This is a genomic window from Chryseobacterium taeanense (genome assembly GCF_900099685.1).
GTDB lineage: Bacteria > Bacteroidota > Bacteroidia > Flavobacteriales > Weeksellaceae > Chryseobacterium > Chryseobacterium taeanense.
Window position 1 is genome coordinate 89,700 of sequence record NZ_FNDW01000011.1, and the last position, 23,219, is coordinate 112,918.

26 protein-coding genes and 1 other RNA gene are annotated in these 23,219 nt (G+C 34.7%); 22 read left to right on the forward strand and 5 right to left on the reverse strand.

From position 1 onward, the window contains the following. Positions 1–8: 8 nt before the first annotated feature. The 3 genes from purC to purF all read left to right on the forward strand — a co-directional run bounded on the left by purC (position 9) and on the right by purF (position 2,689). The gene (gene purC / locus BLR30_RS14305) at positions 9–728 is read left to right on the forward strand and encodes a phosphoribosylaminoimidazolesuccinocarboxamide synthase (protein WP_089860340.1); all 720 of its coding nucleotides are present in this window, start codon (positions 9–11) and stop codon (positions 726–728) included. A gap of 37 nt (positions 729–765) precedes the next feature. After that, positions 766–1,125 carry a four helix bundle protein gene (locus BLR30_RS14310; protein WP_089860343.1) on the forward strand — a complete coding sequence of 120 codons (360 nt, stop codon included), beginning with the start codon at positions 766–768 and terminating at the stop codon, positions 1,123–1,125. A 64-nt stretch (positions 1,126–1,189) separates the two neighbouring features. After that, on the forward strand, positions 1,190–2,689 hold the full coding sequence (gene purF, locus BLR30_RS14315) for an amidophosphoribosyltransferase (protein WP_089860346.1): 1,500 nt from the start codon (positions 1,190–1,192) through the stop codon (positions 2,687–2,689). Between the two features lie 94 nt (positions 2,690–2,783). Here purF and BLR30_RS14320 read toward each other — a convergent pair whose 3' ends face one another. Both BLR30_RS14320 and aroB read right to left on the reverse strand, forming a co-directional pair. After that, positions 2,784–3,488, reverse strand: coding sequence for a porin family protein (locus tag BLR30_RS14320; RefSeq protein WP_089860542.1), 705 nt, complete (start codon positions 3,486–3,488; stop codon positions 2,784–2,786). Positions 3,489–3,760: 272 nt separating this feature from the next. Beyond that, positions 3,761–4,807, reverse strand: coding sequence for a 3-dehydroquinate synthase (gene aroB / locus BLR30_RS14325; protein WP_089860350.1), 1,047 nt, complete (start codon positions 4,805–4,807; stop codon positions 3,761–3,763). Between the two features lie 294 nt (positions 4,808–5,101). On the opposite strand from aroB, the gene BLR30_RS14330 reads away from it, so the two are divergent. The 4 genes from BLR30_RS14330 to BLR30_RS14345 all read left to right on the forward strand — a co-directional run bounded on the left by BLR30_RS14330 (position 5,102) and on the right by BLR30_RS14345 (position 8,864). Beyond that, positions 5,102–6,058, forward strand: coding sequence for a pseudouridine synthase (locus BLR30_RS14330; protein ID WP_089860545.1), 957 nt, complete (start codon positions 5,102–5,104; stop codon positions 6,056–6,058). A gap of 223 nt (positions 6,059–6,281) precedes the next feature. Further along, the gene (locus BLR30_RS14335; RefSeq protein ID WP_042723259.1) at positions 6,282–7,118 is read left to right on the forward strand and encodes a 1,4-dihydroxy-2-naphthoyl-CoA synthase; all 837 of its coding nucleotides are present in this window, start codon (positions 6,282–6,284) and stop codon (positions 7,116–7,118) included. A gap of 76 nt (positions 7,119–7,194) precedes the next feature. Then, complete coding sequence (gene menA / locus BLR30_RS14340; RefSeq protein WP_089860353.1) at positions 7,195–8,124, forward strand: 1,4-dihydroxy-2-naphthoate octaprenyltransferase; 930 nt, start codon at positions 7,195–7,197, stop codon at positions 8,122–8,124. A gap of 53 nt (positions 8,125–8,177) precedes the next feature. After that, positions 8,178–8,864, forward strand: coding sequence for a metal-dependent hydrolase (locus BLR30_RS14345; protein WP_089860356.1), 687 nt, complete (start codon positions 8,178–8,180; stop codon positions 8,862–8,864). Positions 8,865–8,969: 105 nt separating this feature from the next. Here BLR30_RS14345 and ffs read toward each other — a convergent pair. Next, an RNA gene (ffs, locus tag BLR30_RS14350) (signal recognition particle sRNA small type) lies at positions 8,970–9,067 on the reverse strand. A gap of 130 nt (positions 9,068–9,197) precedes the next feature. On the opposite strand from ffs, the gene BLR30_RS14355 reads away from it, so the two are divergent. The 11 genes from BLR30_RS14355 (at position 9,198) to BLR30_RS14405 (ending at position 17,975) form a co-directional block, all read left to right on the forward strand. Then, complete coding sequence (locus BLR30_RS14355; RefSeq protein ID WP_089860359.1) at positions 9,198–9,797, forward strand: DUF4199 domain-containing protein; 600 nt, start codon at positions 9,198–9,200, stop codon at positions 9,795–9,797. Between the two features lie 17 nt (positions 9,798–9,814). Next, positions 9,815–10,765, forward strand: coding sequence for a glycosyltransferase family 2 protein (locus BLR30_RS14360; protein ID WP_089860364.1), 951 nt, complete (start codon positions 9,815–9,817; stop codon positions 10,763–10,765). Position 10,766: 1 nt separating this feature from the next. Next, the gene (locus BLR30_RS14365; protein WP_089860368.1) at positions 10,767–11,159 is read left to right on the forward strand and encodes a hypothetical protein; all 393 of its coding nucleotides are present in this window, start codon (positions 10,767–10,769) and stop codon (positions 11,157–11,159) included. A gap of 20 nt (positions 11,160–11,179) precedes the next feature. Beyond that, entirely contained in the window at positions 11,180–11,881 is a 702-nt protein-coding gene (locus tag BLR30_RS14370) for a GIN domain-containing protein (protein ID WP_089860548.1), read from the forward strand. An 82-nt stretch (positions 11,882–11,963) separates the two neighbouring features. Continuing rightward, the gene (locus BLR30_RS14375) at positions 11,964–12,320 is read left to right on the forward strand and encodes a four helix bundle protein (protein ID WP_089860371.1); all 357 of its coding nucleotides are present in this window, start codon (positions 11,964–11,966) and stop codon (positions 12,318–12,320) included. An 81-nt stretch (positions 12,321–12,401) separates the two neighbouring features. Next, positions 12,402–14,117 carry a phospho-sugar mutase gene (locus BLR30_RS14380; RefSeq protein ID WP_089860551.1) on the forward strand — a complete coding sequence of 572 codons (1,716 nt, stop codon included), beginning with the start codon at positions 12,402–12,404 and terminating at the stop codon, positions 14,115–14,117. Between the two features lie 95 nt (positions 14,118–14,212). After that, the gene (locus BLR30_RS14385; RefSeq protein ID WP_089860374.1) at positions 14,213–15,466 is read left to right on the forward strand and encodes a pyridoxal phosphate-dependent aminotransferase; all 1,254 of its coding nucleotides are present in this window, start codon (positions 14,213–14,215) and stop codon (positions 15,464–15,466) included. A 34-nt stretch (positions 15,467–15,500) separates the two neighbouring features. Beyond that, positions 15,501–15,863: a four helix bundle protein gene (locus BLR30_RS14390; protein WP_089860377.1), complete on the forward strand. Its 363-nt coding sequence runs from the start codon at positions 15,501–15,503 to the stop codon at positions 15,861–15,863. Between the two features lie 45 nt (positions 15,864–15,908). Continuing rightward, positions 15,909–16,631 carry a 3-deoxy-manno-octulosonate cytidylyltransferase gene (kdsB, locus tag BLR30_RS14395; RefSeq protein WP_089860380.1) on the forward strand — a complete coding sequence of 241 codons (723 nt, stop codon included), beginning with the start codon at positions 15,909–15,911 and terminating at the stop codon, positions 16,629–16,631. 90 nt (positions 16,632–16,721) lie between these two features. Further along, positions 16,722–17,387: a histidine kinase gene (locus BLR30_RS14400; protein ID WP_089860383.1), complete on the forward strand. Its 666-nt coding sequence runs from the start codon at positions 16,722–16,724 to the stop codon at positions 17,385–17,387. A gap of 9 nt (positions 17,388–17,396) precedes the next feature. Beyond that, on the forward strand, positions 17,397–17,975 hold the full coding sequence (locus tag BLR30_RS14405; protein WP_089860386.1) for a glutathione peroxidase: 579 nt from the start codon (positions 17,397–17,399) through the stop codon (positions 17,973–17,975). Positions 17,976–18,072: 97 nt separating this feature from the next. Here BLR30_RS14405 and BLR30_RS14410 read toward each other — a convergent pair whose 3' ends face one another. Then, on the reverse strand, positions 18,073–18,729 hold the full coding sequence (locus BLR30_RS14410) for an NAD(P)H-binding protein (protein ID WP_089860389.1): 657 nt from the start codon (positions 18,727–18,729) through the stop codon (positions 18,073–18,075). 194 nt (positions 18,730–18,923) lie between these two features. Here BLR30_RS14410 and BLR30_RS14415 point away from each other — a divergent pair, with 194 nt between their 5' ends. Beyond that, positions 18,924–19,277, forward strand: a complete 354-nt coding sequence (locus BLR30_RS14415; RefSeq protein ID WP_089860392.1) for an MmcQ/YjbR family DNA-binding protein — start codon at positions 18,924–18,926, stop codon at positions 19,275–19,277. Here BLR30_RS14415 and BLR30_RS14420 read toward each other — a convergent pair. Beyond that, positions 19,274–20,194, reverse strand: a complete 921-nt coding sequence (locus tag BLR30_RS14420; protein ID WP_089860395.1) for a bifunctional riboflavin kinase/FAD synthetase — start codon at positions 20,192–20,194, stop codon at positions 19,274–19,276. The two genes, BLR30_RS14415 and BLR30_RS14420, sit on opposite strands and share 4 nt — an antisense overlap. 222 nt (positions 20,195–20,416) lie before the next feature. Here BLR30_RS14420 and atpD point away from each other — a divergent pair, with 222 nt between their 5' ends. The 3 genes from atpD (at position 20,417) to BLR30_RS14435 (ending at position 23,203) form a co-directional block, all read left to right on the forward strand. Next, entirely contained in the window at positions 20,417–21,925 is a 1,509-nt protein-coding gene (gene atpD, locus BLR30_RS14425) for a F0F1 ATP synthase subunit beta (protein ID WP_042720082.1), read from the forward strand. A gap of 95 nt (positions 21,926–22,020) precedes the next feature. After that, the gene (locus BLR30_RS14430) at positions 22,021–22,302 is read left to right on the forward strand and encodes a FoF1 ATP synthase subunit delta/epsilon (protein ID WP_089860398.1); all 282 of its coding nucleotides are present in this window, start codon (positions 22,021–22,023) and stop codon (positions 22,300–22,302) included. Between the two features lie 79 nt (positions 22,303–22,381). After that, positions 22,382–23,203 carry a hypothetical protein gene (locus tag BLR30_RS14435; protein WP_089860402.1) on the forward strand — a complete coding sequence of 274 codons (822 nt, stop codon included), beginning with the start codon at positions 22,382–22,384 and terminating at the stop codon, positions 23,201–23,203. Positions 23,204–23,219 lie beyond the last annotated feature (16 nt).

Here is a 23,219-nt window from a genome sequence, read left to right on the forward strand (position 1 = left end):
TTTTAGCAATGGAAAAGAAAGAAATGTTGTACGAAGGTAAGGCAAAACAGGTATTTGCAACCGACAATCCTGATGAGGTAATCGTGCGTTTCAAAGACGATGCTACTGCATTTAATGCTCAGAAAAGAGGATCTGTAGATCTTAAAGGAGAAATGAACAACGCAATCACGACTCTTATTTTTGAATATTTAAATGAAAAAGGGATTAAAACTCATTTCATTAAACAATTAAACGAAAGAGAGCAATTGGTAAGAAAAGTATCAATCATTCCTTTGGAAATGGTGGTAAGAAACTATTCTGCCGGAAGCATGGCTCAGAGATTAGGAGTAGAAGAAGGAATCAAATCTCCGGTTACCATCTTCGATATCTGCTATAAGAAAGATGAGTTGGGAGATCCGCTTATCAACGATCACCATGCAGTTTTCTTAGGTGCAGCTACATATGAAGAGCTTGATGAAATGTATGAGCTGACTTCAGACATCAACGAAATCCTGATTGATCTTTTCGACAAAATGAATATCATCTTGGTTGATTTTAAAATAGAATTAGGAAAAACTTCAGACGGCGAAATCATCTTAGCAGATGAGATCTCTCCGGACACTTGCAGACTTTGGGACAAAGATACGATGAAGAAGCTTGACAAAGACAGATTCAGAAGAGATCTTGGCGAAGTTACTGAAGCGTACGTTGAAATCTACAACAGATTGAAACAAGCTTTAGGTAAATAAATTCTGAGAGGTTAGAAGTTAGATATTAGAATCTAGTATGAAATCGCATCGGATAGAAGATCTTAAAGTATGGAGGAAATCGATGACTTTAGTAAAAGAAGTTTATCTGGTTACCGCTGATTTACCAAATGAAGAAAAATTTGGTTTACTATCTCAAATTAGAAGATGTGCTGTTTCAATACCTTCCAATATTGCAGAAGGAGCAGGAAGAAATAGTAAGAATGAATTTTATCAATTTCTTGGGATTGCGTTTGGATCAACTTATGAGTTACAAACACAATTACAATTATTAATAGATTTAAACTTTATTTCTGAAACTAAAATAATTCTTTTAAAAGAGCTTTTAGCTGAGATACAGAAAATAATTTACTCATTAAAGACAAGTTTAAAATTATAATTGAAGTTAACTTAGACTAATTTCTAACATCTAATATCTAACTTCTAATTTAGAAAAAATAGAAATGAAAAGTTTAGACATTCATAAAAGTGAATATTTAAAACAGTTTGAAACACAGACCTACGGAAGAAATCTTTTCAGAACGCAGGAAGAAGAAAGACTGGATGCTCCGAATGAGGAGTGCGGCATCTTCGGAATGTATTCTGATAACGATCTTGATACGTTTTCACTTTCACAGTTCGGGCTTTTTGCGTTACAGCACAGAGGTCAGGAAGCATGTGGTATTTCTGTTTTGAAGAACGGGAAAATCACCAATATGAAAGATGAAGGTCTTGTTTTGGATGTTTATAAAGAGATCCCGGATCCTGAAACTTTTATGGGAAACTCCGCAATCGGACATACCCGATATACAACTGCAGGAGACAAAAAAAAATACAACTTCCAGCCGTTCTTTGCAAAGAATGAATACGATCAGATTATTCTTTCGATAGCGCACAACGGTAACCTTACCAATGCAAAAGAGCTGAAGGCGGAACTGGAAGCAGAAGGTGTGGTTTTCAGAGCAACATCTGATTCTGAGGTTATTTTAAGACTGATTCAGAAAAACCTTGACTTAGGACTTCGAGGAGCTATCAAAATGACCATGGAAAAGATCGAGGGAGCTTATTCGGTGGTGGGAATGACGAGAAACAAATTCTTTGCTTTCAGGGATTTTAACGGAATCAGACCTTTGGTTTTGGGAGCTATCGATGAAAAATCTTATGTTGTTGCATCAGAATCTGTAGCACTGGATGCAGTGGGGGCTCAGTATGTTCGCGACATTTTGCCGGGGGAAATCGTTTATACCAATGAAAACGAACCGGGAAAACTTCACTCATACATGGCGGATGAGAAAAAAGGTAAACAGAGAATCTGCTCATTTGAATATATCTACTTTGCAAGACCTGACTCTTCACTTGAAAATATTAATGTTTATGAGATCAGAGAAAAGTCAGGAGAAAAGATCTGGCAGCAGGCACCGGTAGAGGCCGATGTTGTTATTGGAGTTCCTGATTCGGGAGTTCCTGCGGCGATTGGTTTTGCAAAGGCTTCCGGAATACCTTTCCGACCTGTTTTAATCAAAAACAGATATATCGGAAGAAGTTTTATTGTTCCTACTCAGGAAATGAGAGAAAGAGTGGTAAACCTTAAATTAAACCCGATTATCTCTGAAATTAAAGATAAAAGAGTAGTTATCATTGACGATTCTATCGTTCGTGGAACGACTTCCAAGAGATTGGTTAAGATCTTAAAAGATGCCGGCGTGAAAGAAATTCATTTCAGAAGTGTTTCTCCGCCAATCATTGCACCTTGTTATCTGGGAATTGATACTCCGTCAAAAGATGATCTTATTTCAGCAAATATGACAATACCTGAGCTCAGAAATTATCTTGGCGTAGATTCTCTGGAGTTTTTAAGTGTAGAAAATTTAAAAGAGATTTTAGGATCAGCCAATCACTGCTTTGGATGTTTTACAGAACAATATCCTGTAGGAAAAGGGGAAGAGGTAGAATTATTCAATTAAACATCTTCGTTTATATAAGTAAAAGGTCAGGTTTTATTATAAAACCTGACCTTTTTATTGAAATCAAAATTGTATTTTCTAAGATTTTGGATCATTAAAATTTGTAGTAAACACCACCTTGAAATGTATTATTTCTGTTTTTATTTCCATCATTTTGAAGAGAAGTATTACCGTTGGTGTTGCTATCTTTTTTGTTAATATCTGTAAATCCTGCAACGTATCTTGCACTAACACCGAAGTTTGGAGTAATATCATATCCTAAACCAAGACCTACACCCATATTAAATCCTGAAAAATAATCTTTAACATCACCGGATTCTGATGTAGTAGTAGTTGTAGATCCATTTACAATAGTTGTATTCGCATCTTTAGTTTTTGCACTTACCAAAAATCCAAATTCAGGACCTGCTTCTACATAAAATGCTGGGGTAGCTCTGAATTGAAGCATTAAAGGAATAGTCACATAATCCAAATTCAATGTAGCTGAACTTTTTGATGTGAAATTATTTCCTAAAACTGTACCACTAGAACTGCTAGTTACTTTTGATCCCATTTGGGAATACATTACCTCTGGCTGAACGCTGAACATTTCTGATAAAGGAATATTCGCAAAAACACCTCCGGCAAATCCTACTTTAGATTTAGCATCATCATATCCGTCTTTAGAAATTGATGATACATTTATTCCAGCCTTAATACCAAATTGTACCGGGCTTGCAGACATATTCGAGCTTGAAGTTGTTTGAGCAAATGCTAATGAACCAGCTGTAAGAGCTATTCCTAAAATTAACTTTTTCATAACTTTAATTTTTAATAATTTACTTTTTCTAATTTTAAATTTTACTACTGTCAATCAATTTGACGGGGAGTATCTTTCAAATTGCTTGCCAAAAAAATAAACAGTGATAAATATCAGTATAGAATTAGTTACGAGTTATTATTGTTAAATAATTAAATTGTTGTTTTTGTGGTATTTGTAAAACGAATTAAACATTTGTTTAGAAATAATCTAAATTGAAAAATACACTAAAAATTAGGTGTATTTTTAGGTTGTTTTTTACTCAAAAACATCTAAGCATCGTTCAGTTTTCTGTAAAATTCCAGAGAAGAAGTAATACTTTTCCTGTTACACTGATAATCAAATGTACACGATCCGATTTCTGAAATAAGTGAAAAATTGATCTTACTGTCTGTATTTTTTTTATCATTAATTAACAGTTCGAATATTTCTTCATCTTTAAAATCACTGATGTCCAGATAAGGATAATATTTCTGAATATTTTCAATAATAATTTTGCAGGTCTCTTCAGAAATCAGACCTTCTGAAAAAGAAAGATGCGTTTCGGTAATCATTCCCATAGCAACCGCTTCCCCGTGAAGAATAGGATTTCCCTGGCTTAAGCATAAGCTTTCAATTGCATGGCCGATCGTGTGTCCGAAGTTTAAAGTTTTGCGGATATTTTTTTCCTGAAAATCTTCCTGAACGACATTTTGCTTAATTTCCATGGACGTAGAAATATGAGGAATAACAGCTTCAAAATCAAGTTTAGAAATATGAATAAGATTTTCCCAGTGTTTTTCATCTGCAATTAAACCGTGTTTCAGCATTTCTGCAAAACCGCTTCTCAATTCTTTATAAGGTAAGGTTTCCAGGAATTTTGGATATACAAAAATTTGCTCAGGGAAAGTAAATGTTCCCACCATATTTTTATAATGCATCAGATCGATCCCTGTTTTACCACCGATGGAAGCATCACACATTGACAAAAGAGTAGTAGGGATATTAATGAACGGAATACCTCTTTTATAGGTAGAAGCTACAAAACCTCCCATATCCGTAATCACACCACCACCGAGATTAATCACCAAAGCTTTACGGTCTGCCTGCATTTCTGTAAGAATTTCCCAAAGCTGATTGGCCGTCTGAATATTTTTCATTTCTTCACCAGGCTCGATCTCAAGAATCTCAAAAGCCAGATCTGTTTCCAGATTTCCTAACAGCACAGGAAGGCAATATTCATGCGTATTTTCATCAACCAGAATAAAGATCTTGCTGAAAGATTTTGAATGTAAAAAATCGTTTAACTGAGAAAAATTATCATTTAATACTGTTATCATTTTCGGGTTTTCTGTTTAGTTTACATAAGACTATATTGCAAAGTTATGATTCTTAATTTTTAACTCGTTACTAAATATACTATCTTTGCATAAATTTTTAGAATGAGCAGAGATAATAATAATTCAGAACGACCAAAGAGACCAAGAATTTCAACCAAGAAAAATTCTGATAATTCTCGTGCTTCCAGATCTGAAAATTCTTCAGAATCAAAACCATTTAAAAGGTCTTTCCCAAAAGCAGGAGAGAGAAATTCAGACTCGAGGAGAAGTGGTGATACCAGTTATCAGGCTCGAATGGACAAAAAATACGGAAAAACCGAACAGGAACCCTTTATAACCAGTGCCGGAGAAGGGAAAAAAACTTTCGGTAAATCTGCTCCGAAAAGAGGAGGGAGCAGACCCAATACTTTTGACACGAGAGATAAATACGAAAGAGGCAGCCTGAAATACGGGAAAAGACCGGGAACAGAAAGCCGGGAAGATAAAAATAAATCTTTTGTACAGAAAAGGAGATTAAATAAAATTGAAAAGGATGTACACAAAGATACGATTCGTCTGAATAAATATATCGCCAATTCAGGAATCTGCAGCCGAAGAGAAGCTGATGAACTCATTACCCAAGGGTTGGTTGAGGTAAACGGAAAAGTGGTGACCGAAATGGGATATCAGGTTCAGAAAACTGATAAAGTTGTTTTTGACGGACAGAGTATTACTCCCGAAAAACCTGTTTATGTTCTTTTGAATAAACCTAAAGGATATATTTCTACCACCAAAGATGATAAAGCAAGAAAGACAGTGATGGATCTTGTGGCAAATGCTTCGCCTTATCGTTTATTCCCTGTAGGAAGACTTGATCGTTCTACAACCGGAGTTATCCTTTTAACGAACGACGGACATATGACGAAGAAGCTTACCCATCCGTCATTTGATGCGAAGAAAATTTATCATGTAACGTTAGATAAAAAACTCACACACGAAGACATGAAGCTTATTGCTGAAGGAATTCGTCTGGATGAAGGCGTTGCTGTCGTAGACCAGATTTCTTTTATTGAAGGAAAACCTAAAAATGAAGTGGGAATAGAAATTCATATTGGCTGGAACCGCGTAATCAGAAGAATTTTCCAGAGATTAGGATACGAAGTGGAAGCGCTTGACAGAGTAATGTTTGCAGGACTTACGAAGAAAAATATCAAAAGAGGACACTGGAGAATCCTTACGGAACAGGAAGTCAACAATCTTAAAATGCTTTAATCATAAGTATTTACAAATAATCAAGACGCTGAAACCGGCGTCTTTTTTTGTGTCTTAAGATCAAGTTTTAAATGGTTTTATTTTTATTTCATTTAATCTTTAATCGTAAAATTGAATTTGCTTAATTTTTATTATTAAAACTGATTTTTTCCGAGCATTATCCTCAAAAATCAATGTTAAAATTATGTGTAATTCCGTATCTTTGGGAAAAATTTTTACAACAATGATCGAGTGGAAAACCGCCAAAGAATACGAAGATATTACCTATAAAAAATGTAATGGTGTCGCGAGAATCGCTTTCAACAGACCGGAAGTTCGTAACGCTTTCAGACCCAAAACTACCTCAGAATTATACGATGCTTTTTATGATGCCTATGAAGATCCTTCGATAGGTGTTGTTCTGCTTTCTGGAGAAGGACCAAGCCCGAAAGACGGAGGCTGGGCTTTCTGCAGTGGAGGCGATCAAAAAGCAAGGGGACACCAGGGATATGTAGGAGAAGATGGCAGACACCGTCTGAATATTCTGGAAGTTCAGCGACTGATCCGTTTTATGCCGAAAGTTGTGATTGCAGTGGTGCCAGGATGGGCTGTTGGCGGAGGACACTCTTTACACGTAGTTTGTGATTTAACATTAGCGAGTGAAGAACATGCTATTTTCAAACAAACGGATGCCGATGTGACGAGTTTTGATGGCGGTTACGGTTCTGCCTATTTGGCAAAAATGGTTGGACAGAAAAAAGCCCGTGAGATTTTCTTTTTGGGAAGAAATTATTCTGCTCAGGAGGCTTTCGAAATGGGAATGGTAAACAAAGTTGTTCCTCACGCTGAGCTGGAAGATACGGCTTATGAATGGGCGCAGGAAATTTTAGCTAAATCACCAACGTCTATCAGAATGTTGAAATTCGCCATGAACCTTACTGACGACGGAATGGTAGGACAGCAGGTTTTCGCAGGGGAAGCTACACGTCTCGCTTACATGACGGAAGAAGCTCAGGAAGGAAGAAATGCATTCCTCGAAAAAAGAAAACCGGACTTCGGAGAAAATCAATGGATATCGTAAATGTTGACGGTTTATAGTTGTTAGTTGATGGATTTTTCGCTAACAACCATAAACAATCAACCATCAACTAAATATTATGACTGATTGGATAAAAGCTGCGAGGCTTAGAACATTACCGCTTTCTTTAAGTGGAATTATCATGGGCGCTTTCATTGCCAAATGGAGACTATATGGCGAAGGCGGAACATGGGACTGGAGAATTTTTGCATTGGCACTTTTAGTGACTTTGTTGTATCAGATCTTGTCGAATTATGCCAATGATTACGGAGACGGAGTAAAAGGAACTGATGCAAAAAGAGCAACAGAAGCTGAATCCAGAGCCGTCGCTTCCGGAAGAATTACGGCTAAACAGATGAAAAATGCGGTTATTATTTTTTCAATATTATCTTTTGTAGCTACCGTTGCACTTTTATATGTAGCTTTTATTCCGGATTATATGAATGAATTTTACATTTTCATAGGGTTGGGAGTAGCAAGTATTTTAGCGGCTATCGGATATACGGTTGGTAAAAAACCTTACGGATATATGGGATTGGGAGATGTTTTCGTCTTTGTTTTCTTCGGATTGGTTTCTGTTTGCGGGAGTTATTTCTTATTTACGAAATCTTTCAGCTGGGATATTTTATTACCGGGAACAGCAATCGGAATGATGAGCATGGCAGTTTTAAACCTAAACAACATGAGAGATATCGAAAGCGATAAATTATCCGGGAAAAACAGTTTTGCCTTAAGAATAGGGTTTAAAAATGCGATGATTTATGAGATGATTTTGTTAAATCTTCCATTGATTTTTATCCTCATGTTTTTGGGAGTAAATGGTTTTTTCCAAACTCAGAATTATTATGTGTTCATCGTTATGATTTTGATGCTTCCTTTGATGAAGATCAGAAGAAAAATAATGACCGTAAAAAATCCAAGAGAACTTGATCCATTCTTAAAACAAGTGGGAATTATGACTTTTATGATGGCGGTTCTTACTGCTTTAGGACTTAATTTTTTCCATTAAATAATGCTAAGCTTGTCGAAGCGTTTCTAATTTAATATTTAAAAATAATTAAAATGAAAATAAAATTTTTAGGACAAAACTGTTTTTTGTTTACCTATAAAGACAAAACGATTTTATCAGATCCATTTTACAACTATAAAAAAGCAGAATCAGGATTTGATATTTCTGCTCAGAAAATTGATTATATTTTACTGACTCATGCGCACGGAGATCATATTGCAGACGTTGAAGAAGTTTTGCATCATCATCCTGAAGCAACAATTATTGCCGTTCCTGAAATCTGCGGATATTTTAAAAATGCAAAAAATACAGACGATGTGAACTTAGGCGGATCGGCAAAAATCGATGATCTTAAAATTTCAATGGTTCCTGCGCACCATACGAGCTCATTTCCTGACGGAAGTTACGGAGGTGTTCCGGTAGGATATATTTTCAGACTTCCTGAAGGTAAAAACCTTTATATGGCAGGAGATACCGGCGTAATGGCAGATATGGAGTTATTTCCAAGATTATACGGAAATTTAGACCTTTCTATTCTTCCGATTGGAAGTCATTACACAATGTGTCCTAGAAAAGCGGCTTTCGCATCATCAGAATTATTAAAGACACCGAAAGTAATCGGTTGTCATTTTGATACATTTCCTGCAATTGAAATTAACCACGAAAGTGCATTAAAGCATTTTGCAGACAAAAATGTTGAACTTGTTTTACCAAAACTGGGAGAGGTGTTCGAATTTTAAATAGATGTTGAAAGGTAATTTGAAAATTAAAATAGAAATGTTGGAAAGTTTAGATATAAAAAAAGATAATCTTCAAATTACCTCTCTTCAACTTAAACCAATAAAAAATGGCAAGCTACCTAAATCACACCGCTACGACCGATTACCTTTGCTGCGTTCCCACCCTGGAGGATTCTCAGGAGCTGGTTGTTTAGGACTTGCCGTTGCAAAGATAGGAATATTTTATAAAATTAAAAGTGTTATCAAAGAAAATTATCTGAACAAAGCCTTTAACGATGCTAAATTGCTGAGATTAAGAGCAATAATTTTCAGAAATTTTCTAAAAAATTAGATATGACAAAAAGCCCTTCCACATTAGGAATTTTATTATTTGGAGCTACGATGATCGTTTTTTTCGTAGTGTATTACTTCTTTTCAGGAGTTGAATATTTTGATATTTCATTGAAAGCCAATGCTTTCGTTTTACCGATTATTTATGCTGGAGCAGCCTTTTGGTCTGTTAAAACATATTGGAGCAGTCATAAACAGGTAAGCTTTAAGGATGCGTTTAAAAGAGCTTTTGTTCCGATGTTTATCGGTGGCGTTTTATCGATTTTAAGTATTTATGCGTTCCTAAATTTTGTAGATACCGACGCGAAAAAACTGCTAAATTATCAATATGTAACAAGACAAAAATCTGAGCTGGATAAAGAATATACTTCTGCAAGAAAGATTTTAAAGCATCAGAAAGATATCGACGAACTCGATCAGAAGTATAAGGAAAGAATACAAAGTTTCACACCGGAGGCAGTTAAAGGAAAAGATATGCTTACCGCAAGTCATTTTTCAGGATATTTTGCGGCAATACTTATATTTTACGTAGTTTTGTCGTTGTTTTTCGGAGCGTTTTTCAGAACAAAAACAATCTATCAGGAAACAGAAAATCAAGAATAATTTTTTATCAGAATTAAATGAATTTATCTATAGTTATTCCGTTATTAAACGAAGAGGCTTCTTTGGAAGAGCTTTTTTCACGAATTGATAATGTGTGCAGATCCAACAGTTTATCTTACGAGATCTGGTTTGTGGATGACGGAAGTACAGACTTGTCATGGAGTATTATTGAAAACCTTAAAGTTCAGAATCCTCAGATCCACGGAATTAAATTTTCAAAAAATTACGGAAAATCCCAGGCACTTCATGCGGCTTTTGAAAGAACAAGTGGTGATGTTATTATTACCATGGATGCCGATCTTCAGGACTTTCCGGAAGAAATACCTGAATTATATTCCATGGTTGTGAATGAGAATTACGACATCGTTTCCGGATGGAAAAAGAAACGTTTTGATAACGTCATGACGAAAAATGTACCATCAAAACTCTTTAATGCAGCGGCAAGAAAAGTTTCAGGAGTTTACCTTCACGATTTCAACTGTGGCTTAAAAGCCTATAAAAAACAGGTGGTAAAAACCATCGACGTGTATGGAGATATGCACCGTTATATTCCGGTATTGGCTGCCAATGCGGGTTTCAGAAGAATCACGGAAAAAGAAGTTCAGCATCAGGCAAGACCTTACGGGGTTTCAAAATTCGGGACTGAAAGATTTATCCGAGGTTTTCTGGACTTGGTAACACTCTGGTTTGTAAGTCGTTTCGGCGGAAGGCCGATGCATTTTTTCGGAGCGGTGGGAACATTGATGTTTATTGTCGGGTTTCTTTCAGCGCTTTGGCTGGGAATTTCAAAATTAATTGATGTTGCCAGAGGAATTTACGGACATTTAATTACAGACAATCCGTGGTTTTTTATTGCTCTCACCATGATGCTTATGGGAACTTTGCTTTTCGTGGCAGGGTTTTTAGGCGAAATGATTATCAGAACCAATAGAGAACATAAGAATTATAATATTGACGAGGTAATTTAATATGGAAAATAATTTACCCAAAATTTATTCCAAGCAATCTATTTTAGGTTTTTCTATGTTTTTCTCAACACTTTTTGGTGGAGTTATGTTATACAAAAACTTAATAGAGACTAAGAAGAAAGCCGAAGCATATATTGTTTTAGGATTTTCTGTTGTATTGACAGTAATTCAGGTGGTTTTAGAAATGATGCTGGAAAATCCAAAAACTTCTTATGCGTATTTATGGGGTCTTGTAGGAGGTTATATTCTGGCATATTATTTTTTTCCAAAATATTTTCCAAATGAAGAACAGTATCATAAAAAGTCAATCTGGATTCCTCTTATTATCGGAATATTAATATCGGCAGTTTTTATTGCTTTGATTATTTATGGAGGATCAATAGAAAATGAATAAATGTGAAATATGTAGTTAAAATGAAAAATACATTCTATGCATTATTATTGCTTGCGGTAGTTTCCTGTGGAAAGGTTTCTCCGAAAGGAAATATTGAAAGAAAAGATGTGGATGTTTCAGAATTTGTAAACCTCGATCTGGAAGGAAAATTCCGTATGTTTTATGCAAGAGGAGCAAAAAATTTCGTTGAGATTGAAACGTATCCAAATGTAGCTGATAATCTTGATGTTGATGTAAAAGATAAAACATTAACGATTAAAGAAAAGCGCGGAACAAAAGGAGTTGATTTCTATAATATAACCATTTATTCAAAATATAATTTAGAAAAAGTTTCGATTTCCGATTCTGTAGAAATGAATATTTCAAGTGAAATTAAGACCGACAATTTTAGGCTTAATTTAAAAAATTATGCTACATTTATGGGTTCTGTAAATACGAGAAGGACAGAAGTTGAAATGCTAAACCGAAGCAGAGCGAATTTTTTAGGTCAGACTAAAAACGCATTTATAAAGATCTCTGATACAGCGAGTCTGATCGCTCCTTATTGGAAAATCGAAAATTTGAATATTGATTCTAAAAATGGGAATTATGCAGAAGTAAATGTGGCAGATTCGTTAAAAGGGCATATTCAGAACACGGCTAAATTTATTTATTATAATGATCCGATTCGTGCTTTTAAAATTGATAAAGACACAAGAGTGGAGAATAAAAAACTGGATTGATAGATAAGATAAGGCTGGAAGAGAGAAGCTGGAGGATGGAAGATTAAACACATAAATAATATGATGGAAAAAATAATAGCTGATGAGTTTTAAATTTGAAAAACTAACTATTTGGCAGAAATCTATGAATTTTGGGGAATATATTTTTAAATTATCTCAAAATTTTCCAAAAGATGAATCCTTTAATTTAACCTCACAAATTAGAAGGGCTTCTGATTCTGTTGCTCTTAATATTTCTGAAGGAAGTATTTTACAGTCAAGATTAGAGTTTAGAAAGTTTTTAGGATACTCCATCCGCTCTTTAGCTGAAGTTGTAAGCTGCTTATATAAAGCGAAAAATAGGAAATATATCTCAGAAGATGATTTTAATAAATTATATAATGAAAGCTATAATATAATGAACCAGATTATAGCATTTAGAAATCAGATAAAAGAATAATAATTAGCTGGGAGTTTGAAGCTGGAAGACTTCCTGCTTCCATCTTCAAACTTCCAGCCTAAACATACACGAAATACAAATATGACAACATTAGAAAAAGCAAAACTTTGGTTGCACGAATCGTTTGATGAAGAGACAAGAAATGCGGTACAATTATTAATTGAAGGCAATTCACCTGATCTTGAAGATTCTTTTTACAGAGAATTGGAATTCGGAACAGGAGGGATGAGAGGAATTATGGGAGTTGGAACCAATCGTTTAAATAAATACACGTTAGGTCAAGCAACACAGGGACTTGCAAATTATATGTTAAAGCAATTTTCCAACGAAGAGATTAAAGTGGCAATTGCTTACGATGTAAGAAATAACTCAAAAGAATTTGGAAAATTAGTTGCTGATGTACTGACAGCAAACGGAATTAAAGTGCTGCTTTTCAAAGATCACAGGCCAACTCCGGAACTGTCTTTTACCGTTAGAAACAGAAAATGCCACGGAGGAATTGTATTGACAGCTTCTCACAATCCACCGGAATATAACGGCTATAAAGTGTATTGGAACGACGGAGCGCAAATTGTTCCGCCACATGATGAAGCAATTATCAATGAAGTGTATTCTGTAAAATTTGAAGAAATCAAATTTAATGGAAATGACGATTTAATCGAATGGATCGGAGAGGAGCAGGATGATGTTTATATCGATGCATGTATCGAAAACTCTACGTATCAGAATGTTGGAAAAGAAAATTTAAATATTGTTTTCACTTCGATTCACGGAACAACATATACGACAGTTCCGAAAGCATTGAAAAAAGCAGGTTTTAAAAAGATAGATCTGGTGAAGGAACAAATGATCCCGAGTGGAAATTTTCCGACCGTTGATTCTCCAAATCCTGAAGAACCGGCAGCGCTGGAAATGGCAATGGATTTAGCAAAAATTACCAATGCTGATATCGTAATCGGAACAGATCCCGATGGCGACCGTCTTGGAATTGCCGTAAGAAATCTGGATGGAGAAATTCAATTGCTGAACGGAAATCAAACAAATACTATTCTTACCTATTATATCCTGAATGAATGGAGAAAACAGGATAGAATTACCGGAAAAGAATTCATCGGTTCTACGATTGTAACTTCTGATATTTTCTTTGATATTGCTCAGAAATTCGGTGTTGAATGCAAAGTTGGATTAACAGGATTCAAATGGATCGGAAAAATGATCCGCGATTTTGAAGGGAAAGAAAAATTTGTTTGCGGTGGTGAAGAAAGTTTCGGATTTATGACCGGAGATTTCGTTCGAGATAAAGATTCTTGCGGAAGCATTGTTTTAGCTTGTGAAATCGCAGCGTGGTGCAAAGCGAACGGAAGAACAATGTATCAATACCTTATTGAAATTTATCAGGAAACCGGAATGTATTATGAAGGCCTGGTGAATTTAGTAAGAAAAGGAAGAGACGGCGCGGAGGAAATTCAGAATATGATGAAAAATTTCCGTGAAAATCCGCCAAAAACATTGGCCGGTTCTCCTGTAGAAGAAGTGAAAGACTTTAAAGAACAAACGAATTTCATCATTTCAAAAAATGAAAAACAAGTAATGAACGACATTCCAAAATCGAATGTGCTGATTTACTATACTCAGGATGGAACAAAAGTTTGTGTAAGACCTTCAGGGACAGAACCAAAAATTAAATTTTATATCTCTGTAAAAGATTCAATTACTTCTGAAGCAGATTTCAGGGAAAAATTGAAATCTTTGGAAGAGAAAATTCAGGAAGTAAGAAAAGATTTACAACTCAGTTAAATGTAACAGTATATCAATTTAGCAATTTACCGATTATTGTTAAATTGATACATTGCCAGACTATTATACATTAAAATAAATTAAATAAAAATAAAGTGAAAGTTTCAAAATTAGCGGCGAACCTGATCGGTTCTGAAATTGTAAAAATTGGTAATGAAGTAAACGATTTAAAGGCAAAAGGAGCGGAGATTGCTAACCTTACGATTGGTGATCTTAATTCTAATATTTATCCGATTCCTGCCAAACTGAAGGAGGAAATTCAGAAAGCTTATCAGAATAATCTGACAAATTATCCGCCTGCTAACGGACTTTTATCTTTAAGAAAAGAAGTTTCCAAAGATTTAAAAACTAGATGGAACCTTGATTATTCCCCAAATGATATTTTAATTACGGCAGGTTCAAGACCTTTAATTTATGCCGTTTACAAAACCATCGTTGATGAAGGAGATAAAGTAGTTTACCCGATCCCTTCATGGAATAACAATCACTACGCATATCTTACTTCAGCGGATGCTGTAGAAGTAAAAACAACACCGGAAAATAATTTCCTTCCTACTGCAGACGATTTAAGACCACACCTGGAAGGCGCTGTCTTACTGGCGCTTTGTTCGCCATTAAACCCGACGGGAACGATGTTCACCAAAGAACAGCTTTCAGAAATCTGCGAATTGGTTTTAGCGGAAAATAAAAAAAGAGGTGAAGATGAAAAGCCTTTATACTTAATGTACGATCAGATTTATTCTAACCTTACTTTTGGAGCAAAACACGTAGATCCTGTGTCGCTTTTCCCTGAAATGAAGGAATACACCATTTATATTGAAGGTATTTCTAAATGTCTTGCGGCAACCGGAGTTCGTGTAGGCTGGGGATTTGGCCCTGCTCATATTATGGATAAAATGAAAGCTCTCTTAACACACGTTGGAGCATGGGCACCAAAACCTGAGCAGGAAGCCACTGCAAAATATTATGAAAATCCGGAAGAAGTAAACGCTTTCGTTGAAGATTTTAAAGGAAAATTGGAAGCAAGCTTAAAGGTTCTTCACTCCGGAATTCAGGATCTGAAAGGAAAAGGTCTTGCAGTTGATAGTATTGAGCCAATGGGAGCGCTATATCTAACCATTAAATTAGATTATATCGGAAAAACAAAACAGGACGGCTCTGTGATTGAAAATTCTTCTGATTTGGTATTTTATCTAATCAATGAAGCAGGAGTTGCGTTGGTTCCTTTCTCTGCTTTCGGAGAAGAGAAGTCTGAGCCATGGTTCAGGGCTTCTGTAGGAGGTTTGGCCATCGAAGAAATTTCTACAATGATGCCGAAGCTGGAAAATGCTTTGAACGATTTAAAATAATCTTTTATTTGTTATAAGTTATTAATTATGAGTTATGAGTGGCAGTATTGTTGGAAAAAAGAGCTTTGAATTTGCTGTAAATATTATTAAGTTTTATAAAATATTTATTGTCGATAAAAAGGAATATGTTTTATCCAAACAGTTATTACGCTCAGGAACATCCGTTGGTGCCAATATAAGAGAAGCTTTGAATGCTCAAAGCAAAATGGATTTTATTCATAAATTGTCTATTTCTCAGAAAGAATGTGACGAAACCATTTATTGGCTAGAGTTATTATATCAAACGGAGTATATCTCAAAAGTAGAATTTGAAACTTTACATTCTCAGGCTATAGAATTACTTAAAATAATTAGAAGTATAATTATTACTACTAAAAATAAGCTTCAAAAACCTTGATAAATAACTTGTAATTCATAATTAATAACTTATAACTAATTAAAAATGAAAATCATCGCAGTTATCCCCGCACGTTACGAAGCCAGCCGTTTTCCTGCTAAGCTCATGCAGATATTAGGAGAAAAAACTGTTATCACAACAACCTATCATAATGTGGTGGAAACGGGTTTATTTGATGAAGTATTTGTGGCTACCGATTCGGAAATTATCTTTGATGAAATTACGAAAAATGGAGGAAAAGCGGTTATGACTGGTCAACACGAAACAGGAAGTGACCGGATTGCAGAAGCCGTACAAAATATCGACTGTGATATTGTGATTAATGTTCAGGGAGATGAACCATTTCTGAAATTGGAGCCTTTACAACAATTGATTGAAGTTTTTCATCATGATGAAAACCAGGAAATTTCTTTGGCTTCATTAAAAATAAAACTTCAGGAAAAGGAAGAAATTGAAAATCCGAATAATGTAAAAGTAATTACCGATAATAATGGTTTTGCTCTGTATTTCAGCCGTTCTGTGATTCCTTTTCACCGTGAGATCTCCTATAATGTTGAATATTTTAAACATATCGGCGTTTATGCTTTCAGAAAACATGCTTTGATCCAGTTTTCAAAATTAGAAATGAAACCTTTGGAAATTTCAGAAAAAATAGAATGTATCCGTTATCTTGAATATGGCATGAAGATCAAGATGATAGAAACTAATTTTGTCGGCGTGGGAATTGATACACCGGAAGATCTGGAAAAAGCAAGAAAGTTAATTTGAAAATGTGATGTCATTTCGTATTTTCAAATTGCTTCATTTTAAAATTTTCAAATTAAAAAAAGCTTATATTTGACTTTATAAATAAAATTAATGAAGAAGTTACTTTTAGTATTCATCCTGGTATTTTCACAGTCAATTTTTGCGCAGACAGCGAAAGAAATTATTGATAAAAACATTGAATTGTCTGGAGGATTAACCAACTGGAAACTTTTAAATTCTGTTTTGCTTCAGGGAAAAGTGATTTTAGGAATCAAAGATGAATATCCGATAAAAATTTATCAGCAACGTCCAAACCTTACAAAAACAGTCATTACAATCGGAGGAAAAGAGACTGCCATTGAAGGATATGACGGAACTAAAGGCTATGCCATGAACTATGCCACTAATAAAGTTCAGGAATATCCCGATTATGCCCCGGAAAGTTTTGATAATGATTTTATCGATTGGGAAAGCAAAGGTTTTGAAGCCAAATATCTCGGAAAAGAAAAAATCGGAAATATTTACTGTCATAAAGTAGAGTTAACGAAAAATGTAAATAAGAACATCTATTATTTCGATACAAAGGATTATATGCTTTTGAAAGAAGTTAAAAAAGATGAAACTTTATTATATTCAGATTACAAAAAGGTAGGAAATTTGTTTATGCCTTTCAGAATTGAATCATCAAGCGCGAAAAAAGACGGAGACTATGTTATGCTTATCAATAGAGTTGATATCAATAAAGTGTTTCCGGCTAACACATTTAAGTTTAAATAAAATTTAGTTATGAAAAAAATATTTTTATTGCTCCTTTCTTTCGTTGCATTCTTCAATAGTTGTGCTCAGAAAAAAAGTGATGCTTCTAAAGCCAAAACCAAAGAACTTATGGGAAAATCAATCTACGATTTTAAAGTTGATGCCTTGGAAGAAGGTAAGCAGATCAACTTTGCCGATTTTAAAGGAAAAAAAATCCTTATTGTCAATACGGCTTCGGAATGCGGATTTACTCCGCAATATGCTGATCTTGAAAAAGTTGCACAAGAGTATAAAGATAAATTGGTCGTTGTGGGATTTCCTGCCAACAATTTCGGAGGACAGGAACCGGGAACCAATAAAGAAATCGGTGCTTTCTGCCAGAAAAACTATGGCGTAACTTTTCCAATGGCAGCTAAAGTTTCTGTAAAAGGAGATGACACGGCTCCGATCTTTAAGTATTTAACTGAAAAAGATTTAAACGGAGTAAAAAATACTACGATCCTTTGGAATTTCACCAAATTCTTGATCGATGAAAATGGGAAACTAATTGATTCTTTTGTAAGTACTACTAAGCCTACAGACGAGGCGATTACAAAGTATCTGAAATAAAATATCATTAAAATAACAATATAACAGTGTAACAATTTACCAATTCAATTCGGAATTATTAAATTGTTATACTGTTTCATTTTTTTACGTTTTTCCATTATTGAGCTATTTTTTCCGAAAAACAAAAAATATTTCCCAGTTTTATACTGGAATATCCATTACTTTTAATTTTCGAAGACTTAATCATAGCTTTTGCTAAAACATCTGTTGGTAATGGTTTCTGACTTTCAAGAAGTCCAAGCTTATTGGCAAACTTTATAATCCGGCTTCCCAGAACTTCACCTGTTCTGTCGGAATCTTTTCTTTCCAACATTCCCGGTTTGAAAATAGTAATTTTCTCAAAGTGTAATTTTTTAACGACTTCTTCCAATTCTCCTTTCATTTTAGAATAGAAAATTTTTGATTTCGGATTGGCTCCATACGCTGAAACGAGAATATAATCTCCCACGTTGTTTTCTTTCGCTGCTTTGGCAAATTCGTATTGATAATCGAAATCAACCTTTCTCTGAGCTTCTTTGCTTCCTGCGGCTTTTAACGTTGTTCCCAGACATGAAAAAGCAACATCACCTTTTACTTTGCTTTTCCACTCTTCAGGGTTTTCAAAGTTTACAACATGTACTTTCAGCTTTTCATTTTGAATATCAACAGGTTTTCGTACAAAAATATTGACTTCTTCAAAATCTTTATCCTGTAGCAGCTGGTTGACTAAATCTTTTCCAGTAGCGCCCGTAGCACCGATGACTAAAGCTTTCATAATAATCTGGTTTGCGAAGTTGTTGTTTGCTTCTTAAATTTACTAAATTTGGAGCAATAAAAGATAAAAGATAAAAGAAAAGATAAAAGAAAAGATAAAAGATAAAAGATAATTTTAAATAAGCATCATTTATCAATCATCATTAATCATTAATAAAAAATTGCTCATTACCAATTACTTATTACTCATAAACAATGGATGCCAACGAAATTTTAGATTATTGTCTTGCTAAGAAAGGAGTGACAGAAAGTTTTCCTTTTGATAATGAAACCCTTGTTCTGAAAGTAGGAACCAAGATGTTTTTATTAATGGCGCTGGAAAAGCAGCCGTTGGGAATTAATGTAAAGACCGATCCGGAATGGAGTGCAGAGCTTCGTGAAAAGTATCCTCAGATTACTGGTGCTTATCATATGAACAAAATACATTGGAATTCTGTTTTGGTCGATGGACTAAAAAAAGATTTGATTTTAAAAATGATCGATCAGTCGTATGATTTGGTATTTAGTTCTTTGACAAGAAAGGGAAAAGAAGAGATTCTTAATTCTTAAAAATTAAACTCCTCGGTCAATCTTTTGTCTTCGTCTAATTTTTCAATCAGCTTTTCAAGTCCTTCAAACTTAATTTCATCGTGGAGAAAATCTCTGAATTTCACAGTGATTTGTTCTTCGTAGATATCCCCTTCAAAATCAATAATGTAGACTTCAACTGTTAATTTTTCTCCGTTTACGGTAGGGTTGGTTCCGATGCTCAGCATCCCTTTGTACTGTTGATTTTTAATGAAAACCTCGACAATATAAGCCCCTTTTTTAGGCAAAAGTTTTATAGAATCTGTTTCGATATTGGCGGTGGGATATCCGATTGTTCTTCCGATTTTCTTGCCGTGGACTACGGTTCCTGAAACAGAGTAGGAGTAACCCAGCATTTCATTGGCTTCTTTAATATTTCCTGCCAAAAGAGCATTGCGGACTTTGGTAGAGCTGATGTTATTTTCATGAATATTAATAGCCTCCATTTGTTCTACCTCAAAATCTAGTTCTTGAGAAAGTTTTTGAAGTAACTCAAAATTTCCGCTTTTATTTTTTCCGAAAGAATGATCGTAACCGATAATTAAATATTTTACATGTAATTTTTCAATCAAAATCTGACGAACAAATTCTTCTCCGGTTAAATTCCTGAACTCTTCATCAAATTCTTTTAAAAATAAAGTATCAATACTATATTTTTCCATTAAATACTTCTTTTCTTCTAAAGTATTCAGGAGTTTAAGGTCTTCATTCGGGTTGAAAATAAATCTCGGATGCGGCCAGAAAGTAAGGATAGCAGTCTCCAAATTGTTCTCTGAACCCACTTTTATTAATTCATCTATAATACTTTTATGACCAAGATGTACCCCGTCGAACATTCCTAAAGATAATGCTAAAGGCTTTTGAGAAGTATAATCGCTAAAATTCCTGAAAACTTTCAAACCGGAAAAATTTTGACTGCAAATATAAGCAAACTAATGTAACATATAACAATATACTAATTTAACAATATAAACCAAACTCTTTCTTTCATTAGTGATTTAATTGATAAACTGTTACGTTGATATATTGCTGCATTGAATAAAAGTATGATAAAAATCTGTTTTTTACCAATTGCAGGTTAAGCAAGAATCATTATATTTGCACCAAGAAAAAATTTAGCAATGGCAAACCAAATTAAAGGTAAAATTTCTCAAATTATTGGTCCGGTAATCGACGTTGTCTTTACTGATGTGGAAGCAATTCCAAGCATTTATGACGCGTTAGAAATTACAAAAGATAACGGTGAAAAAGTAGTTTTAGAGGTAGAACAACATATTGGAGAAGATACAGTAAGATGTATCGCAATGGACGCTACTGACGGTCTTAAAAGAGGACAGGATGTAATCGGATACGGAAATCCTATTACAATGCCTATCGGAGAGGCTGTAAACGGAAGACTTTTTAACGTTGTTGGTGATGCTATCGACGGGCTTCAGAATATTTCTAAGGAGGGAGGTCTTCCTATCCACAGAGAAGCTCCAAAATTTGATCAACTTTCAACTTCTGCTGAAGTTTTATTTACAGGTATTAAAGTAATCGACCTTATCGAGCCTTATGCAAAAGGAGGTAAAATCGGTTTGTTTGGTGGTGCTGGTGTAGGTAAAACGGTATTGATTCAGGAGTTGATTAATAATATTGCAAAAGGACACGGAGGTCTTTCTGTTTTCGCCGGAGTAGGTGAAAGAACGAGAGAAGGAAATGATCTTTTGAGAGAGATGTTGGAATCTGGAATCATCAAGTATGGTGAAGATTTCATGCACTCTATGGAAAACGGAGGTTGGGATCTTTCTAAAGTGGATATGGAAGCTATGAAAGATTCTAAAGCTGCATTCGTTTTCGGACAGATGAACGAGCCACCTGGTGCAAGAGCGAGAGTAGCACTTTCTGGTCTTACATTAGCTGAATATTATAGAGATGGTGGTGAAAGCGGACAAGGTAGAGACGTACTTTTCTTCGTAGACAATATCTTCCGTTTTACACAGGCAGGTTCTGAGGTATCTGCACTTCTTGGTCGTATGCCATCTGCGGTAGGTTATCAACCAACGCTTGCTTCTGAAATGGGTGCGATGCAGGAAAGAATTACTTCTACTAAAAACGGTTCAATTACTTCAGTACAGGCGGTTTACGTACCTGCGGATGACTTAACTGACCCGGCTCCGGCAACTACATTTGCCCACTTGGATGCAACAACGGTACTAGATAGAAAAATTGCTTCTTTAGGTATTTATCCTGCGGTGGATCCATTGGCTTCTACTTCAAGAATCCTTGCTCCTGAAGTAATAGGTGAGGAACATTACAACTGTGCTCAGAGAGTAAAAGAAATTCTTCAGAGATATAAAGCACTTCAGGATATCATCGCGATCTTGGGTATGGAAGAACTTTCTGAAGAAGATAAATCAGTAGTTTACCGTGCAAGAAAAGTTCAGAGATTCTTATCTCAGCCTTTCCACGTAGCAGAACAGTTTACAGGTATTCCTGGATCTTTAGTGGATATTAAAGATACGATCAAAGGATTCAACATGATTATCGATGGTGAACTGGATCATTTACCGGAAGCTGCTTTCAACCTGAAAGGTACTATCGAAGAAGCGATCGAAGCCGGACAAAAAATGTTAGCTGATAACGCTTAATTAGACATAAGATTTTTAGATGTGAGATGAGAGACATTTAATGTTTGTCAAAATCTTTTAATCTTCAATCTTTTAATCTTTTAATCTAAATTAAAATGAATATAAAAATTTTAACACCAGAATACGTAGTTTTTGAAGGAGAAGTAGACTCAGTATTATTGCCTGGAAAAAATGGTGAATTCCACATCATGAAAAATCACGCAGGAGTTGTTTCTTCTCTGAACGGTGGTAAGGTAAAATTGTATACCAAATCTGTTGATGAAGCGTATGCAAAATATTTTACCAAAGAAAATGAGAAAGATTCTGTTTTTTCTTATCCTATCAAAAGCGGTGTTGTAGAATTTAATCATAATAAAGGAATCATCCTTTGTGAATAATTAAATGAAAAGCTAAATATATTTTCAAGAAAGTGTAACTTTGGTTACACTTTTTTTATGTTATGTAAAACCTGGTTTTATGAAGAAGAATTTAATTATAGTGTTTACAATTTTAGGATTTTTCCTTCATGCTCAAACGGTCAAAATCAAAAGAGGAATTGTAACTTTGGAGGGAGTACACGTTGCCAAAGTTTCAAATAAATCTAATGTCTATACTTTCATGGATCTTAAAGAGACTCCAATCTATACTATAGAATTTGTAGATAAAAGTATAGTAGATTCTGTAAGAGATAGTTATATCAAATTAAACAGAATTTATAATAAAGATAAAACTCTTGAATTGGACTATACCTCACCATCGGCATTTTCAGGTGAAGAGAAATCTGCAGCTTATACTTGTGTAAAAAGCTTAAAGATTATTGATGAAAGAGGAATCAATATCAAAAATTTAGATGAGCTTTTCAAAAATTCTCCTAAAAGGAAACTGGATACCAAAACAAAAGATGCTTATACCATAAGAAGTAAAATAGATAGGCTAAATATCACAGTTAACAATGTGGGAGAAATTTTAAGTAACGGAAAACCAGTAGGTTATTTTACGAATTTGCCTGCAAGTTTTGGGTCTGAAGATACTATTACCGATAAAACTTTTGTAGATATAGAAATTTACGATGCCAACAGTAAATATATAGGTAGATATATCACCACCACAAAACAAATAAAAACCGCTGGTGGAAAAATTTTCACTTTATATAGGGAAATGTCAGGACGGGCATCTATTCTAAAGTTTCCAACTTACAAAGCTATTGCGGAGAGGATGGCTATTCTGGATCCTAATTTTATTAAATTTCAGGAAAAAGTAATTGTGGGTGAAGTCACTAAGGATGGAGTGCAGAAATAAAGCTATTTTTAATTTA

What these genes read in the sequence shown, in the direction of transcription:
- purC (WP_089860340.1), top strand. Translation starts at nt 9, where the DNA reads ATGGAAAAGAAAGAAATGTTGTACGAAGGTAAGGCAAAACAGGTATTT.
- BLR30_RS14310 (WP_089860343.1), top strand. Translation starts at nt 766, where the DNA reads ATGAAATCGCATCGGATAGAAGATCTTAAAGTATGGAGGAAATCGATG.
- purF (WP_089860346.1), top strand. Translation starts at nt 1,190, where the DNA reads ATGAAAAGTTTAGACATTCATAAAAGTGAATATTTAAAACAGTTTGAA.
- BLR30_RS14320 (WP_089860542.1), bottom strand. Translation starts at nt 3,488, where the DNA reads ATGAAAAAGTTAATTTTAGGAATAGCTCTTACAGCTGGTTCATTAGCA.
- aroB (WP_089860350.1), bottom strand. Translation starts at nt 4,807, where the DNA reads ATGATAACAGTATTAAATGATAATTTTTCTCAGTTAAACGATTTTTTA.
- BLR30_RS14330 (WP_089860545.1), top strand. Translation starts at nt 5,102, where the DNA reads ATGGACAAAAAATACGGAAAAACCGAACAGGAACCCTTTATAACCAGT.
- BLR30_RS14335 (WP_042723259.1), top strand. Translation starts at nt 6,282, where the DNA reads ATGATCGAGTGGAAAACCGCCAAAGAATACGAAGATATTACCTATAAA.
- menA (WP_089860353.1), top strand. Translation starts at nt 7,195, where the DNA reads ATGACTGATTGGATAAAAGCTGCGAGGCTTAGAACATTACCGCTTTCT.
- BLR30_RS14345 (WP_089860356.1), top strand. Translation starts at nt 8,178, where the DNA reads ATGAAAATAAAATTTTTAGGACAAAACTGTTTTTTGTTTACCTATAAA.
- BLR30_RS14355 (WP_089860359.1), top strand. Translation starts at nt 9,198, where the DNA reads ATGACAAAAAGCCCTTCCACATTAGGAATTTTATTATTTGGAGCTACG.
- BLR30_RS14360 (WP_089860364.1), top strand. Translation starts at nt 9,815, where the DNA reads ATGAATTTATCTATAGTTATTCCGTTATTAAACGAAGAGGCTTCTTTG.
- BLR30_RS14365 (WP_089860368.1), top strand. Translation starts at nt 10,767, where the DNA reads ATGGAAAATAATTTACCCAAAATTTATTCCAAGCAATCTATTTTAGGT.
- BLR30_RS14370 (WP_089860548.1), top strand. Translation starts at nt 11,180, where the DNA reads ATGAAAAATACATTCTATGCATTATTATTGCTTGCGGTAGTTTCCTGT.
- BLR30_RS14375 (WP_089860371.1), top strand. Translation starts at nt 11,964, where the DNA reads ATGAGTTTTAAATTTGAAAAACTAACTATTTGGCAGAAATCTATGAAT.
- BLR30_RS14380 (WP_089860551.1), top strand. Translation starts at nt 12,402, where the DNA reads ATGACAACATTAGAAAAAGCAAAACTTTGGTTGCACGAATCGTTTGAT.
- BLR30_RS14390 (WP_089860377.1), top strand. Translation starts at nt 15,501, where the DNA reads ATGAGTGGCAGTATTGTTGGAAAAAAGAGCTTTGAATTTGCTGTAAAT.
- kdsB (WP_089860380.1), top strand. Translation starts at nt 15,909, where the DNA reads ATGAAAATCATCGCAGTTATCCCCGCACGTTACGAAGCCAGCCGTTTT.
- BLR30_RS14400 (WP_089860383.1), top strand. Translation starts at nt 16,722, where the DNA reads ATGAAGAAGTTACTTTTAGTATTCATCCTGGTATTTTCACAGTCAATT.
- BLR30_RS14405 (WP_089860386.1), top strand. Translation starts at nt 17,397, where the DNA reads ATGAAAAAAATATTTTTATTGCTCCTTTCTTTCGTTGCATTCTTCAAT.
- BLR30_RS14410 (WP_089860389.1), bottom strand. Translation starts at nt 18,729, where the DNA reads ATGAAAGCTTTAGTCATCGGTGCTACGGGCGCTACTGGAAAAGATTTA.
- BLR30_RS14415 (WP_089860392.1), top strand. Translation starts at nt 18,924, where the DNA reads ATGGATGCCAACGAAATTTTAGATTATTGTCTTGCTAAGAAAGGAGTG.
- atpD (WP_042720082.1), top strand. Translation starts at nt 20,417, where the DNA reads ATGGCAAACCAAATTAAAGGTAAAATTTCTCAAATTATTGGTCCGGTA.
- BLR30_RS14430 (WP_089860398.1), top strand. Translation starts at nt 22,021, where the DNA reads ATGAATATAAAAATTTTAACACCAGAATACGTAGTTTTTGAAGGAGAA.
- BLR30_RS14435 (WP_089860402.1), top strand. Translation starts at nt 22,382, where the DNA reads ATGAAGAAGAATTTAATTATAGTGTTTACAATTTTAGGATTTTTCCTT.